Below are 14,633 nucleotides of genomic sequence, written 5' to 3' on the forward strand. Positions count from 1 at the left end.
AAAACGTCTCTCGATTTTGCTATAATGGCCCTACGGTGATTCTATGAACTCATTCTTAATCGACAAGTCATACCTTTATGAAGCGATTCACACTCAACACATGCAGGGCGACACTTTTTACCCTTATGCTCTCCTTGGGCCTGAGTGCCAATGCTCACGCATTTGAAAAAGGAGACAAAGCCGCGGATTTTTCGTTACCCGGCAAACAGGGGACGGTAAAGCTTTCGGACAAGGCGGGATCGGTGGTCTATCTCGATTTCTGGGCTTCGTGGTGCGGGCCGTGCCGCCAGTCGTTCCCGTGGATGAACGAGATGCAGACGAAGTATAAAGCCAAGGGCTTTCAGGTCGTCGCCGTCAACCTCGACGCCAAAACCGACGCCGCCGTGAAGTTCCTTGCGCAGGTACCTGCGGATTTTACCGTAGCGTTCGACTCGAAGGGGCAGATGCCTCGCGTGTACGGCGTGAAGGGTATGCCGACCAGTTTTCTGATCGACAGGAACGGTATGATTCTGTTACAGCACGCCGGATTCAGCTCCTCTGACAAGGCGGAGCTTGAGCGCCAGATTCAGGCGGCGCTGGGAGTCAAGTGATGAAAAAAACGATTGTTCTGGCTGGAGGCTCGCTTGTCGCGTTGCTTGCGATGATATCCGGACTTTCTGGATGTTCGAGCGTTCAGCCGTGGGAAAAGCAGAATCTGGCCAAGCCTGAAATGACCTTTGATCACGATCCGCTCGACGTACACTACACCGAGCATATCTATAGCAGCAAAGAGGGCGCCTCGGGCGGTTCCGGAGTCGGTGGCGGAGGGTGTGGATGCAATTGAAAAACAGATCGAAAATGGCGACGGCGCTGCTCACCAGTGCTGCCATGCTCCTGCCGTCGGCCAAGAAAGCCCAGGCGGAGGCAGCTCCCGAAGAGGGCGTCGTCAGCCTGAAATACCTGAACTATCACGACAGCCAGACGGGCGACACCGATCTGACGGCGGGCATGTCGATGAATCGTATGACTGTCAACGCATTGTCTTTTTATGGTATGGTGCCGATTGCGGGCAAGTGGTCGATCGCGACGACCTTCATCGAAGATTCGGTTACCGGCGCATCGCCAACCTACCACGGCTGGAGGTTTCCATCGGAGATCAAAAACGACAGCTCCTCCGGGGCATCGGGAGACCTGCGGCACGCCGGCGACCTGAGCCTCACCCGTTACTTTTCGCGAGGTACGCTCAGCCTCGGCACGAGCTACTCGCAGGAGTCCGACTACATTTCACGAGGCATTTCGCTTAACGGCACGCTCTCAACCGAGAGCAAAAACACCACCTTCAGTCTCGGGGCCGCCTACAGCAGCGACACGGTTTATCTCGACAAGCCGGCGGTCATCGAGTCAAAGCAAAGCGACACGCCGGGGCGCAAGTGCGTCGTTTCCGGACTGTTCGGCGTGACGCAGGTTGTGTCGCAGAACGACATCATGCAGGTGACTGCCACCTATACGCACGGCGACGGTTATTACAGCGATCCATACAAGGATCCTGACGTAAGACCCGGCAAACGGCGGATGTTTATCCTCATGACCCGCTGGAACCATCACTTCGACGGACCGGATGGTACAGCGCGGCTTTCGTATCGTTACTATACCGACACCTTCGGTATCGAGGCGTATACCTTCACGGCTGAATACGTCCAGCCATTGCCGCATGGCTGGGAGATCACACCGATGGTGAGGTACTATTCGCAAAGCGCCGCCAGCTTCTACGTGCCAACTGGTGACGATCCGCGTGCAGTGGCCCCGACGAACGGCATGGAGTATTACTCCGAAGATCAGCGGCTATCGGCTTTCGGTGCATTCAGTTACGGCGTAAAGGTCGCCAAGGAGCTGGGACGAAGCTGGAGCGCCGATGTGAAGTATGAACATTGTGAGCAGCGCTACGACTGGGGCATCAACGGCCACGGCGACCCGGGCATCCCGACGTTCGACTTCAGAAGCGTCCAGGTCGGCCTGTCGCGCAAGTTCTGAGGTTGGCCTTTCAAGGAAAAAAGGCTGAATCGATGTAACTTGCTGCTTCTATGCACAGATTCGGATTCAGGGCAATGGGCAGCGGGTGCGAAATCGTACTTGCCGGGATGACGAAAAAAGAGTCGAAAGCGCTTGCGGCGCTTGGCATGGAGGAGGTCGCCCGAATTGAGCGAAAGTATTCTCGATACCAGCCTGAAAGCGTGGTGTCGAGGATCAACGATTCCGCCGGAAAAGCGTGGGTCAAGTGCGATAAAGAGACGGTGGCACTGCTCGATTACGCCGATGCGGTTTGGCGCAGCAGCGGCGGACTGTTCGATGTGACGTCAGGCGTGCTGCGCCGGGCGTGGGATTTCGACAAGGCCGAAGTGCCTTCGCAGGAGTCGCTCTTCTCGCTGCTGAAGCTTGTCGGATGGCAACGGGTCAAGCGGCGTGAAAACGAAGTCCAGCTGTCGGAGAGGGGAATGCAGCTCGACTTCGGCGGCATCGGCAAGGAGTACGCCGCCGATGCCGCTGCGGAGACTCTCCGTGACCACGGCGCTCGGCACGGCTACGTCAATCTCGGCGGCGACATCCGCATCATCGGGCCAAAGCCCGGCGGCGAGCCGTGGACAATTGGCATCCGCGATCCGCGCAATCCCGACGGAACGATCGCCTCGATTTCGGTCAGCTCCGGAGCTATCGCCACCAGCGGCGATTACGAGCGATTTTTCGAGGTGGACGGGCGGCGCTACTGCCACATCATCAACCCGGCAACCGGCTGGCCGGTAACGTTCTGGCGCTCGGTGACGGTGCTCGCGCCGCTTGCAACCACGGCGGGCAGCGTCACCACCATCGCCATGCTGCTCGAAGCGGAAGGATTGAGCTACCTGAAAAAGTCAGGTTTTAGCTACCTAGCCATCGATCAAACCGACAGGATATACCATAACCACTGAAAAAAATCATGATACGACCATTGACCCCTCGACGCCTGATCTCGGTTCTCATCGTGCTGCTCATCATGCTCATGCGAAGCGCGAGTAGCATGGCCGCCGATTTTCTCGATCCCGAGCAGGCGTTTGTACCCAGCGCCGAGCTGACCGCAAACCACACCATTGCCCTGCACTGGAAGATTGCCAGGAAGTACAAGCTTTACCGCGATCAGGTGAAGGTGAGCGTCACGAATGGAGAGGCGAGTCTCGGCAAGCCGGTGTTTCCCGAAGGCATTCTTTTCACCGATCCCTCCACCGGCGAAAAGCAGGTGATCTATCATGATGAACTGAAGGTCGATGTGCCCATCAAACAGGCCGCCGCGCCCTTCACCGTGAGCATCGAGTATCAGGGTTGCTCCGAAGACGGGCTGTGCTATCCGCCGGTAACGACGGCCTTCCGGGTCGATCCGTCAAAGCCGGGCCCGCTTGCCATCGCCACCGCCGAAGCGGACGACAGCGGTTCAGCGGGGTTGGCACCCGCAGTGGCTCCAACGCAGCCGGAGACGGCCACGCCCGCCGATACATCGGAAAAATCGGGCGGTCAGAACGATATGTCGCTCGCCCAATCGACGCTTGAAGGCGGAAGCTGGTGGAAGATTTCCGCCGCCTTCCTACTGTTCGGCCTGCTGCTCTCGTTCACTCCCTGCGTGTTGCCGATGGTGCCGATTCTCTCCTCGATCATCGTCGGAGAAGGGGAGTCCACCAAGGCGAAAAGCTTCCTCATGGCGGTGGCCTACTGCCTCGGTATGGCGCTGGTTTACACCTCCCTTGGCGTGGCGGCAGGGCTTGCGGGCGAAGGGCTTGCCGGAGCGCTCCAGAAGCCGTGGGTGCTGGTAATGTTCAGCCTGCTGCTGATTGGCCTTTCGCTCTCGATGTTTGATGTCTACCAGCTTCAGGTGCCTGCGTCGTTGCAGAACAGCCTGAGCAAGACCTCCGGCAAGCTCAAGGGCGGCTGTTTCGTTGGCGTTTTCTTCATGGGAGCCATCTCTGCACTGATTGTCGGCCCCTGCGTCGCCGCACCGCTTGCCGGAACACTGGTTTACATCAGCCAGACGAAGGACGTTGTCATCGGCGGTCTGGCACTCTTTTCGATGGCGATGGGCATGAGCGTACCGTTGCTCCTGATCGGCCTGTCGGCGGGCAGCCTGCTGCCGAAAGCCGGGGCGTGGATGATTGGGGTCAAATATGTGTTCGGTCTGATGCTGATCGCCGTGGCGATCTGGATGGTGACGCCGGTGCTGCCTCCGCAGGCGCTTATGGTTGCATGGGGCGCACTCGGCATCCTCTGCGCAGTTTTCGCTGGACTGTTCGGTCCGCCTGCCGAGAAGCTCACCATCGGCGGCAAATTCACCAAAGCGCTCGGCCTGGTGCTTTTCATCATCGGCGTGATGGAGCTGGCAGGAGCCGCTTCGGGGGCAACCAATCCGCTCGAACCGCTGGCCGGACTGCGCGGCGGTTCTCCGGTTGCGGCTGCTAACAATGGCGAGACTGCTGAACTGGCCTTCAAAAGAATCCGTTCCGCCGAAGACCTCGACCGCGAACTTCAGGCATCGGCAGGCAAACCGGTCATGCTCGACTTCTACGCGGACTGGTGCGTTTCGTGCAAAGAGATGGAAAAATTCACCTTCAGCGACCCGAAAGTTCAGCAGGCTCTCGAGGGCGTCACCCTTTTGCAGGCAGACGTGACCGCGAACACCGCAGATGACAAAGCCCTGATGAAACGCTTCAACCTTTTCGGTCCTCCCGGCATAATCTTTTTCGACAAGTCAGGTCAGGAACAGAAAAACAACCGGATTGTCGGGTTTGTGGAGGCAGAGGAGTTTTTGGGACACTTGAAGAAATTATGAATCATGAGTGCTGAATGATGAATTGAAAGAGGGAGGTGTTGACGAAAGAGGAATTGGAAGTGCGTTGGGCGGGCCAGTGTGTCCGCCCTTTTTGTTTTTATAGACAGGGGCGTAAATGGTTTCATAATCTTTTCGTAGTTTTTTGATAATACTGACACCCGCGAAATAACTGGAGGGAGATTGGTCATGCGTACATTCGCCAGAAAATCGAAGAGCAGTTCGCAAAGTGCGGCACAAAAATCAGCAAATCCAGCCCGATCTTTTTTTGAGCAGAGCCGTGGGGCCGAATCGTTTTTTCAAAAACAGTCCGAGACTCCGCAAACGGCTCCCAGCGCGGGTACTGTAACCACGTCAATCATTCAGGCATCGCGCGGGCTGAAGCCGGGCGCGAGATTGGAGAAAATCAGCGGCGGCAGCACATTCAGCGGATTGAGCCGGTTTCCATCAAACGCCAAGTGGCGCGTGCCGCCGTCAGCTGATCTTCAGGCGATCCTCTCGTCCGGCACGGTTGAAGAGTCTGTTGTGCACTCCCGGGTTCGACGGCTGCTTGAACGGATGTACCGGGAGGGGCGGTTGTGCTCCGCCACCAGCGCAACCGATATTGGCGTGGTGATGAATGAAATATTCCCGATGCCAGGCCAGCTCGACCAGGCGGCCTACGAGCGCTATATCGATCCAGCCGACCGGACGATGGTCTATCACTCGGTTCGGGATGCCTACACCACGCCCAATACCGCCAACCGGGCCAATCTCGGTACCGCCATGCAGGATGCGGCTACCACGGCGCTGGCCGTCTCCAACGACGCCACCGGTCTTCGCGCAGTGTTCGGCCCCACCGAGTGGAGCACGGCACAGGCTGGCTATCGGCTGATTCACAACAGGCTCATCGCCATAAGCGCTGACATTGAGCATCGCATCAGCACCGATTACAACCTCGATGCTGAGGAAACCTTCCTCGGCAGGTGGGCCAGCTTCGACGATCAACACATTCACCTCCTCTCCAGAGTCGTGTCGGACCCGCTTACCCCGCAATCGAAGGTCACGCTTCTGCACGAAGCATCGCATCTGGCCGCGTCCAGAATCGACGATTACGGTTACTATGGGAGCCCCGGCTTCGAGGCCGCCGAAGAGGCGACAAAGGTCAACAATGCGGCGCACTACGAGGAGCTTCCCCGGAGAATCTGGGGCATAAGCCGCTATGCTGGTCAGACATTCACACCCGGCCTTTCGAGTTCTGGAGCGCCCCTCACCACCGAGGAGCAGATCCGGGCCGAAGGAGTGGAGTACTACCGTCTTGCGTGGGACGCGGCTGCGAACTTCGACAAACTCATCAAGGATGTTCGTCGCAACCAGCTGGACGGCACGCCTCTTGACGGAGCAACGGTTGCCCGGATGCTCGAAGTTTCGCCGCTGATGGATCTGACGTTGCACGAGCAGATGATTTCGCCGCCCGAAGTCACCGGGCTCGACATCACCACATCGGAGAGCATTGTCCGGGCAATGGGCATGGCCATGCGCAACGTTCCGAACGTGCCAAATGTCATGCCCATGGGGTCGTTCCTCTCCGCAGCTGACGAGATCGCCGCCGGAGTGAGCCTTGCCGTTGACGCAGCCATGGCCGCCTATGGTGGACTGTTGGGAGATGCTGCGCGTGATCGTCGGCTCGTGGACTGGCTCCACGATCATTACCGGAACGTCTATCCATGAGCGCTGAAACACCATCGATCCTGTTCGCCGGTGAACGGTTCGCACCCGGAACCGAGGTGATCGACCTGGTCAATGCTCTGGTGGTGACGCTCGATCCGTTGGGCGAGTTGCCTGAACTGCGCGTTCTGCGGCTTCAGCAAACCAACCCCCACGAATCACCTGGCGGCGCTCTGCTCGACTTGTCGGTGCTGCGCAAATGTCCGCATCTGAGCGTCGTCGAAATTCCGGAACAGAACGTGCGCTCGCTCGCCGGACTTGAGAATCACCGGGAGCTGCACACCCTCGACGTCAGCTTTACGCGAGTTACCGACCTTACGCCGCTGGCCGGTCTGCCAAATCTCGCCATCTTGCGGCTACGTCACACCCGCGTGACCGACCTCGCGCGGCTGGCCTCACGCGCAACGCTGAAAGAACTCGACATCGCCCACACCCCCGTCGCCGACATCTCCGCACTCCGCCATCATCCGTCGCTGGCGTCACTTGACCTCCGAGCCACAAGCGTCACCGACCTCGCCGCGCTCGCGGAAATGCCAGCGCTTCGCCGCGTCGTCGTGCAGCGCCTCGATGTTGATGATGCCGCGATCAAGCGACTGTGTAAGGTTCTGCCTGATGTTGAGGTGGTGTGAATGGGGTTGGAAAATGAGCTTTTGCTCTGTCATTTTGATAGAAGCGAAGAATCCAGTACATTTAAGTAGTCACGAAGTGTTCCGACGGGTTTCTTCACTACACGTTGTTCCGTTCAGAATGACAAAATATTCGTTTTTGGATTATTCGAGCCATCACCACTTTAAGCTTCATTAGGGGGTGTTATGCTACTACGTTTCTTAGCAATTATTGTATGTATGCTGACCGCACAAGCCGTTTTGGCCAAAGAATGCTGGTTACTGACAAAACTTGAGGGGAACATTGCGATGTCAACGGACAAGTATGCGTTTGTACCCGATAAATTCTCGAACCCGATAGTGCTTTGCTTCAATGATGATAACACGGGGACAGTTACGGATGACAATACTCAGTTTGTGAAGTTTGGTGCTTCCACGCTAGTTGGCTTGGCCACGAACCAAGGAATTGAGCTGATAGAGACATATCAGATTGATCGAGTGAAAGGAAAAGTTCTTTTTACAAAGAGCAGAATTGGAACTGCTACTGTTCTGCCAAACGGACCAGATGTGGTTTCGGCATGTGTGGGTAATGCTGAACGGATAAAGGATAAGCCTTAACCCAGCGATTTGCCAATATTTTTTTGTATCGGTTAAGTTTGATCTCTACCTCTTCTTGCGCAGTCTTTCGTTCAAATAACAGAAAATCATCCTCACTACAACGCCTCGAAAAACCCCTCCAGCGAACTCTGCGCAACCTCTTCATCACCAGCCTTGATCAGCTCGAAAGTCTTGTTTTTCGCCTTTGGATGCCAGAGCGAAATCACGGCGGATTCGGCGACGTCCGCCCGCGAGATCGAGCCACTGATTTTGTCGCCGGTGTCGAAGCGCAGCTCGTGCCGGAAGGCGGGGGCGTCGAGGAGACCGCCGGGGCGGAGGATGGTGTAGCGGAATCCCGTTTCTCCGTAGAGTTCGCGGACGGCGTCTTCTCCGGCGAGCTTCATGTCGAGCACGCGGCCGTACTTGTTGAGCGGGTGTTCGGGATGGGTGACGCCGAGCGAGCTGATGAGCACGAAGGTCGTCACGCCCGCCGTTTTTGCCGCCGTGGCGAGGCGGATGACGCCGTCGCGATCGATGGCGGAGGGCGGCGGCGCGTCGGGGTTCATCACGTTGCCGCCAATGGCGCAGATGAGAGCGTCGATATTCCGTACGGCGGCCTCGACCTCCGGGTCGCTCTGCACCGATCCGATGACGAGCTTGTCAACAATTTCGGGGCCGAAAAGCTCGATGGCTTTTTCGCCGGAACGCACGAAAAGCCGGAAATCGATGCCGTGCGCCTGAAGCCTGCGGACGACGAGCTGGCCAGTTCTGCCGGTCGCTCCCGCGACCAGCACGGTTCCTTTAAATGGTGGTTTCATCAGATCAGCCATTTACAGTTCAGAAAAACATCGAGAACTTCACGTTCATGATCATCGTGAGATCGACCAGCGCGTGCAGCACGAAAACGGTGCGGAGGTCGCGGTACCAGAAGAACGAGAGCGCCCAGCTCAGGGCGATCAGGAGCTGGATCGGCATGAAAAAGGGCTTGAACGGGCTGGTCTGCACGACGTGCTCTGGCAGAATGTTGAGCCAGAAGAGGCCGTGAATCAGGCCGCTGTAAATCATGAAAAAGAGGAAGCCCACGATGAAGCCCGCCCACTGGTTCTTGGTGAATTTGCCGACAAGCGACTGCCCGATCCTGAACACGGTGTAGAACATGAAGGTCTCCGCGATGCCGTTGCCGACGCTGAAGATGAGGGCGCTCCAGGGATCGAGCGTCCGGCCTCCATCGCTGGTCGAGTGGGAATAGATGTAGGCGTTGAGGCCCAGAATCACCACCGAAAAGATAAGCAGGCCGATGCGCCGCGCATCCAGTGGCGGATTGGGAGCGGTGATGTCCTTGCGAAAGAAGATCACACCGATGAGGATGGCGATGGCCCAATAGGCGTAAATCAGCAGGGGAGCCGGAATGTTGTGCATGGGGCGTTAAGGTTTTGGTTCAGGAAATTTCTTCAACCGGCTCGAACGCTTCGGCGTTGTAGGAACTGCGCACGAAAGGGCCGGATTGGACGTGCCGGAATCCGGCGTCCAGCGCGATTTCGCGGTAGCGCTCGAACTCTTCGGGCGTGACGTAGCGGCTGACTGGCAGATGCGCGGCGGTCGGTTGCAGGTACTGGCCGATGGTCACCATGTCGCAGCCGTGACGGCGCAGGTCGCCGAGCGACGCTTCGACCTCCTCCGGCATTTCGCCCATGCCGACCATCATGCCGGACTTGGTGGCGAGCCGGAATTTGCGCTTCGCCCGCCCGATAACCGAGAGCGACCGCTCGTACGACGCCTGTGGCCGCACCTTGCTGTAGAGCGACGGCACGGTTTCGATATTATGATTCAGCACTTCGGGCCGCTCCCGCATTACCAAATCGAGCGACTGTTCATTACCGCTGAAGTCGGGAATGAGGCATTCGAGACTCACACCGGGGTTCGCGGCGCGGATCACGCGGATGGTCTCGACCCAGTGCGATGCGCCGCCGTCGGCGAGGTCGTCGCGATTGACGCTGGTCAGCACGGCGTGCCGGAGCTTCATCGTCTTCACCGCCTCGGCGATCTTCGACGGCTCCGCCGGATCGGGCATCGCCGGGCGGCGCTCGGTGCCCACCGCGCAGAAGCGACAGGCGCGGGTGCAGACGTTGCCAAGCAACAGGAACGTCGCTGTGCCTTTCGACCAGCACTCGTGCAGGTTCGGACACATCGCCGAGCGGCACACCGTGTGCAGGCTTTGCTGGTTGAGCAGCTTGCGCGTCGAGGCGAACGACGAACCGGAAGCGAGCTTGATCTTGAGCCAGTCGGGTTTTTTTCCGGAGCCGGATTTCATGCGGCAGCGTCGGGTTGAGGGTGAACAAAATTTCACGAATATAGCCAATCCTGACAATTATGCCTGCTATCGTCGGATGGAGGGGGGGGGAGGGAGACGGGGTGGACAGAGAGACTGGAAAACGGTACATTGTTTGAAAGGAACTGCTCCGTTCAATCGTTCATTTCTCCGATCATGAAAAAGCTTTTCGCTGTTTTTGTGGTTTTTGTCGCCATGGCGCTGCTGCCCGTACTTGCTTCCGCAAAATCTGCTTCCAGGCCGCTCGCATTCGGTCTCTACAGTTACGAACAGCGCTCGAAAATCAATGCTGAGACCTACTGGAAATGCGACTATCCGGTGTTTGAAAGATCGAAAATTGGCGACATCATCAATGCGTCAATCCTGAAAGCGGTCGTCAGCCAAACCCCTTCGCCGGAGTCGCGACCGGCAGCAGCAACCATCAAAGCAGCGGCGAGCGCTTTCATCAAGGAGTGCGAAGCGATGATGAAAGATGAGCAGGTGCACTCATGGCCGTGGCAATCTGAGACCACCGGCGATGTGCTGCTTGACCGCCCTGGCCTGTTGACGGTTTCGATCTTTACCTACGCCTTCACCGGCGGAGCACACGGGATGAGCGTCACGCAATACCTGGTTTTCGATACCGCCACCGGCAGGCTGCGTGGTCTGAAGGACCTGTTCAGGCCGGGGTTCGAGGCAACGCTCGACAAGCTGATCGAGCGCCGATTCCGGCAGATGCGGGGCCTGTCGGCAAGTGACCCGCTCAATGGCGAAAAGGGAGGGCTGTTCGAGAACAAAATCACGCACAACAACAACTTCGCCGTGACCGGCTCCGGTATCCGTTTTCTTTTCAATCAGTACGACATCGCCCCCTACGCCGCCGGTCAGATATCCGTCGATCTCTCTTTCGACGACCTGAAAGGCATCCTCAAACCCTTGCCAGAACTCAAACCAATCAAGCCATGATGCGTCCAAACCTTCGATCTGAAGCGAGAACCAACGCTCGCCCGCGACAACTGTTTCTGTCTATCCTCTGGATGGCGTTGCTTTCGGAAACGCAACTGCCATCGATCAAAGTCGGCCAGGAGGTCGAGGTGCTGATCGACGATGAGAAGGCTGCGAGCAAGAAACTGACCGGCACAATCACCTGGATTTCGTCGAAGGCCGAATTCACGCCCAAATGCAGATATGACTATCAACTTCAATGGTGGGGGACATTCTTTAAATCAAGGTGAGATTTCAATATCTGCAACTTTACATAATTTATATTATACAACAATTTTGAGATTTAGCGGAGACTGGCTGATGGGACATGATCATGAGAGTCGTTCATATCAAAAAATCTCCGCACTTCGGTATATCTCATCATGAAAACTGTTACTTTCCGTTCTCCGGATTTTCGAGCCGTTTGCGAATATCGAGCAGCTCTTTGCGGCGGTCCGGGCTGGTTTCAGGGTATTTGAGATTGAGACTTTCGAGCGTATCAAGCACAATGCGGGAAACGATCAATCGCGCATTCTTTTTATCGTCTGCCGGAACGGCGTACCACGGAGCGTCTTCGCTGCTGGTCTCCTGGAGACAGGACTCGTAAGCCTCCATATACTTGTCCCAGAATTTCCGCTCTTCGAGATCGGCGGTACTGAATTTCCAGTTTTTGTTTGGGTCATCAATCCGGTCAAGAAAGCGCTTGCGTTGCTCCTCCTTCGACAAATGCAGGTAAAACTTGACAATACGAGTACCGTTACAGTGAAGATGCTGTTCGTGGCTGACAATTGAGCGGTACCGGTGATCCCATACTTTGCCGTTATGGGTGAGATCGTGAGGGATGTTCTGCATTTCAAGAATTTCCGGATGTACCCGGACAATAAGTACCTCCTCGTAATAAGAGCGGTTGAAAATACCGATCCGGCCCCGTTCAGGCAGCCAGCAGTTGGTTCGCCAGAGAAAATCGTGTTCGAGTTCCGTAGCTGACGGATGTTTGAAGCTGTAGACCTGGCATCCCTGCGGATTGACTCCCGACATCACATGCTTGATGGCGCTGTCCTTTCCGGCGGCATCCATGGCCTGAAAAACAAGCAGCACGGCATACCGATTGTCGGCGTACAGGATGTTTTGCAATTTGCTCAACTTTGCAACATGGTCGGCCAGCAGCTCATGGTACTCCTCTTTCGAGCTGTACACCGGATCGATCCGGGTTGGCCGTTTGGCGAGATTTGGCTTTTTACCCGGCTGAATTCTGAAAGCATCGAGATTGAATTTCATAAAGTTTCTCCCTTTACAGCGTCTCCCCGAAGGGATAGGCAGATCGAAATGAAATGAGATACCTCTTCTTCAAGTTCGCAAAAAACAGAATTGAATCATATCTTTTTCAATACCGCAGGATAAACAGAATCATTGCCATCCCCGTCTCGGAAAAACCAGGTTTTGGCATTCGGTTGTCAGGAGCCGTTTGAAGACTTGAGCTGGTTGACTTATAAGATCCTTCGGGAAGAATTGCATTTTCCACGATGCCGGTGCAGAGCAAATACCCGTCATCTGAACGCTAAATTCCACAGTTATGCAGTTTGTGATTACCGGCTCATTGGGGCACATCAGCAAACCATTGGCAACCCAGTTGAGCAAAGAGGGCCACGCTGTGACGGTCATCAGCAGCAACACCGAAAGAACAAAGGAGATCGAAGCGATCGGCGCTAAAGCAGCCATCGGCGGTGTGGAAGATACCGGATTCCTCACCGAGACCTTCCGGGGCGCGGACGCTGTTTTTACGATGGTACCTCCAAACATGAATGCCGCTGACTGGAAAGCCTGGATCGCCGGAATCGGCAAGAATTATGTGGCGGCCATCAAAGAATCGGGCGTCAAGCACGTGGTGAACCTGAGCAGCATCGGCGCCCATATGGTCGATAAATGCGGTCCGGTCAGCGGACTATCGCAGGTTGAACTGGCCATGGACGAAATGGCGGGGGTAAACGTCCACCATCTGAGGGCGGGCTACTTTTACACCAATTTTTTGACCGCTATCGGCCAGATCAAAAATCAGGGAATTCTGAGCGGCAATTACATGCCTGATGCCCCGATGGTGCTGGTGCATCCGGCAGACATCGCCGATATCGCCGCAAAGGCACTCAAGGATGAATCGTACCTCGGCAGAGGCTTCAGCTACATCGCCAGCGACGAGAAAACCCCGGCTGAAATCGTCACCATGCTCGGCAAGGCAACGGGAAGGACGGATCTCAAATGGGTCGAACACGCCGACAAGGAAGAATACGACGACCTGATTGCTATCGGCCTGCCAGAGGAGGTTGCCAAAAATTATACCGAAATGGGCGCCGCCCTGCGGTCAGGAGATATGAATGCGGACTATTTTCGCAACCGCCCGGTCATGGCCGGCTGGAGAACGTTTGATTCGTTTCTGCCCGAATTTACAGCGGCCTACAACGCCTGATACGCTTCCGGGGGGGGGCTGTTGCCTCTGGCGCAGCCCCGTTCACCGGTTTGTTAAGACAATGACACCGAAACAAACGCCGCAAAGCTGCGGCGTTTGTTATTTTATCCTTCCCTCTTCCCTTGCCCACTGCACCAGCGCGGCAAGAGCGCAGGAGAGCAGCCGGGTGCGCAGATTGTCCGCTCGGCTGGTGAGAATAACCGGCACTTTCGCACCCATGACGACACCCGCCGCGTCGGCGTGGCTGATGAAGGTGAGCTGCTTGGCGAGAATGTTGCCTGCCTCGATGTCCGGCGCGAGCAGAATGTCCGCCTCACCCGCAACTTGTGAAACGATGTGCTTCTCTTTCGCGGCCTGTCGGCTGATGGCGTTGTCGAAGGCGAGCGGTCCGTCGATGATGCATCCCGTAATCTGGCCACGCTCGGCCATTTTGCAGAGCGCCGCCGCGTCGAGCGTGGCCTGCATGGCGGGGTTGACCACCTCCACTGCCGCCAGCACGGCGATTTTTGGCAAGCAGCTCTCCCCTGTTAACGCAACCCAGGCATCGACGGCGTTCCTGCAGATGTCCGCCTTGGCGCAAAGATCAGGCGAGATGTTCACGACCGCGTCGGTAACGATAAGCCACTTGTGGTATCCCGCCGTATCCATCACGTAGGCGTGCGACAGCCGGCGCTCGGTGCGCAGTCCAGAACCATGGGCAACAATCGGCCCGAGCAGTTCATCGGTATGCAGCGAGCCTTTCATGATTGCTCTGACCTGTCCTGAAACCGCCAGCTCAACCGCCTTTTCTCCTGCGGCGTGGCTGTGCGGTGTGTCGATAACCTGCCATTTCGACAGATCGATTTCCGCTTTTTCAGCGGCTTTTTCGATGCGTCCAGCTGGCCCGACAAGTACGGGAGTGATCAGCTTTTCCATCACCGCATCGGACACCGCAGAAAGCACCTGGCTGTCAACCGGATGCACCACGGCGGTCACAAGCGGTGGGAGTGAAGAGCATTTTTCGATTACGGCATGGTAGCGGTCGTGAGGATGAACCTGAATTTCCGGCGGTTCATCGCTTGTAAAAGCGTGGTTTCTGTCGCTCATGGCGTCGGATCATTGGTTACGCAGAATGCATAAAAGAATATACGCAATGCAAGCATCGCCTAC

The 14,633-nt window shown here is 56.6% G+C and carries 16 protein-coding genes; 11 read left to right on the forward strand and 5 right to left on the reverse strand.

What is annotated here, in order from left to right; translation table 11 throughout:
* Positions 1-77: 77 nt before the first annotated feature.
* From NY406_RS04515 to NY406_RS04550, 8 genes are all read left to right on the forward strand, one after another.
* On the forward strand, positions 78-590 hold the full coding sequence (locus tag NY406_RS04515) for a TlpA family protein disulfide reductase (protein ID WP_260633540.1): 513 nt from the start codon (positions 78-80) through the stop codon (positions 588-590).
* Entirely contained in the window at positions 590-823 is a 234-nt protein-coding gene (locus NY406_RS04520) for a DUF4266 domain-containing protein (protein ID WP_260633541.1), read from the forward strand. Before NY406_RS04515 ends, NY406_RS04520 begins: the two co-directional genes overlap by 1 nt.
* 14 nt (positions 824-837) lie before the next feature.
* Positions 838-2,010 carry a DUF3570 domain-containing protein gene (locus tag NY406_RS04525; protein WP_260633542.1) on the forward strand — a complete coding sequence of 391 codons (1,173 nt, stop codon included), beginning with the start codon at positions 838-840 and terminating at the stop codon, positions 2,008-2,010.
* A gap of 50 nt (positions 2,011-2,060) precedes the next feature.
* Positions 2,061-2,942, forward strand: a complete 882-nt coding sequence (locus NY406_RS04530) for an FAD:protein FMN transferase (RefSeq protein WP_260633543.1) — start codon at positions 2,061-2,063, stop codon at positions 2,940-2,942.
* An 8-nt stretch (positions 2,943-2,950) separates the two neighbouring features.
* Entirely contained in the window at positions 2,951-4,825 is a 1,875-nt protein-coding gene (gene dsbD, locus NY406_RS04535; protein ID WP_260633544.1) for a protein-disulfide reductase DsbD, read from the forward strand.
* A gap of 393 nt (positions 4,826-5,218) precedes the next feature.
* Positions 5,219-6,532 (forward strand): hypothetical protein, encoded by a 1,314-nt coding sequence (locus NY406_RS04540; RefSeq protein WP_260633545.1) that lies wholly within the window; start codon positions 5,219-5,221, stop codon positions 6,530-6,532.
* Complete coding sequence (locus NY406_RS04545; RefSeq protein ID WP_260633546.1) at positions 6,529-7,158, forward strand: leucine-rich repeat domain-containing protein; 630 nt, start codon at positions 6,529-6,531, stop codon at positions 7,156-7,158. Before NY406_RS04540 ends, NY406_RS04545 begins: the two co-directional genes overlap by 4 nt.
* A 216-nt stretch (positions 7,159-7,374) precedes the next feature.
* Positions 7,375-7,752 carry a hypothetical protein gene (locus tag NY406_RS04550; protein ID WP_260633547.1) on the forward strand — a complete coding sequence of 126 codons (378 nt, stop codon included), beginning with the start codon at positions 7,375-7,377 and terminating at the stop codon, positions 7,750-7,752.
* A 95-nt stretch (positions 7,753-7,847) separates the two neighbouring features.
* Here NY406_RS04550 and NY406_RS04555 read toward each other — a convergent pair whose 3' ends face one another.
* The 3 genes from NY406_RS04555 to lipA are packed head-to-tail and all read right to left on the reverse strand — an operon-like array spanning position 7,848 to position 10,042.
* Positions 7,848-8,549: an SDR family oxidoreductase gene (locus NY406_RS04555; RefSeq protein ID WP_260633548.1), complete on the reverse strand. Its 702-nt coding sequence runs from the start codon at positions 8,547-8,549 to the stop codon at positions 7,848-7,850.
* A 19-nt stretch (positions 8,550-8,568) separates the two neighbouring features.
* A complete protein-coding gene (locus NY406_RS04560) occupies positions 8,569-9,150 on the reverse strand; it encodes a hypothetical protein (RefSeq protein ID WP_260633549.1) in 582 nt (193 codons plus the stop codon).
* Between the two features lie 19 nt (positions 9,151-9,169).
* Positions 9,170-10,042, reverse strand: a complete 873-nt coding sequence (lipA, locus tag NY406_RS04565) for a lipoyl synthase (protein WP_260633550.1) — start codon at positions 10,040-10,042, stop codon at positions 9,170-9,172.
* Between the two features lie 174 nt (positions 10,043-10,216).
* On the opposite strand from lipA, the gene NY406_RS04570 reads away from it, so the two are divergent.
* On the forward strand, positions 10,217-11,005 hold the full coding sequence (locus tag NY406_RS04570) for a DUF3298 and DUF4163 domain-containing protein (RefSeq protein ID WP_260633551.1): 789 nt from the start codon (positions 10,217-10,219) through the stop codon (positions 11,003-11,005).
* Positions 11,002-11,274 carry an HlyD family efflux transporter periplasmic adaptor subunit gene (locus NY406_RS04575; RefSeq protein WP_260633552.1) on the forward strand — a complete coding sequence of 91 codons (273 nt, stop codon included), beginning with the start codon at positions 11,002-11,004 and terminating at the stop codon, positions 11,272-11,274. Before NY406_RS04570 ends, NY406_RS04575 begins: the two co-directional genes overlap by 4 nt.
* A gap of 142 nt (positions 11,275-11,416) precedes the next feature.
* Here the strand turns inward: NY406_RS04575 and NY406_RS04580 are convergent, their stop codons facing one another.
* A complete protein-coding gene (locus NY406_RS04580; RefSeq protein WP_260633553.1) occupies positions 11,417-12,301 on the reverse strand; it encodes an ADP-polyphosphate phosphotransferase in 885 nt (294 codons plus the stop codon).
* Positions 12,302-12,653: 352 nt separating this feature from the next.
* On the opposite strand from NY406_RS04580, the gene NY406_RS04585 reads away from it, so the two are divergent.
* Complete coding sequence (locus tag NY406_RS04585; RefSeq protein WP_260633554.1) at positions 12,654-13,484, forward strand: NmrA family NAD(P)-binding protein; 831 nt, start codon at positions 12,654-12,656, stop codon at positions 13,482-13,484.
* Positions 13,485-13,583: 99 nt separating this feature from the next.
* Here NY406_RS04585 and NY406_RS04590 read toward each other — a convergent pair whose 3' ends face one another.
* Positions 13,584-14,570 carry a phosphate acetyltransferase gene (locus NY406_RS04590; protein WP_260633555.1) on the reverse strand — a complete coding sequence of 329 codons (987 nt, stop codon included), beginning with the start codon at positions 14,568-14,570 and terminating at the stop codon, positions 13,584-13,586.
* Positions 14,571-14,633 lie beyond the last annotated feature (63 nt).

Origin of the sequence: Chlorobaculum sp. MV4-Y, from assembly GCF_025244685.1 — a bacterium.
Lineage (GTDB): Bacteria > Bacteroidota > Chlorobiia > Chlorobiales > Chlorobiaceae > Chlorobaculum.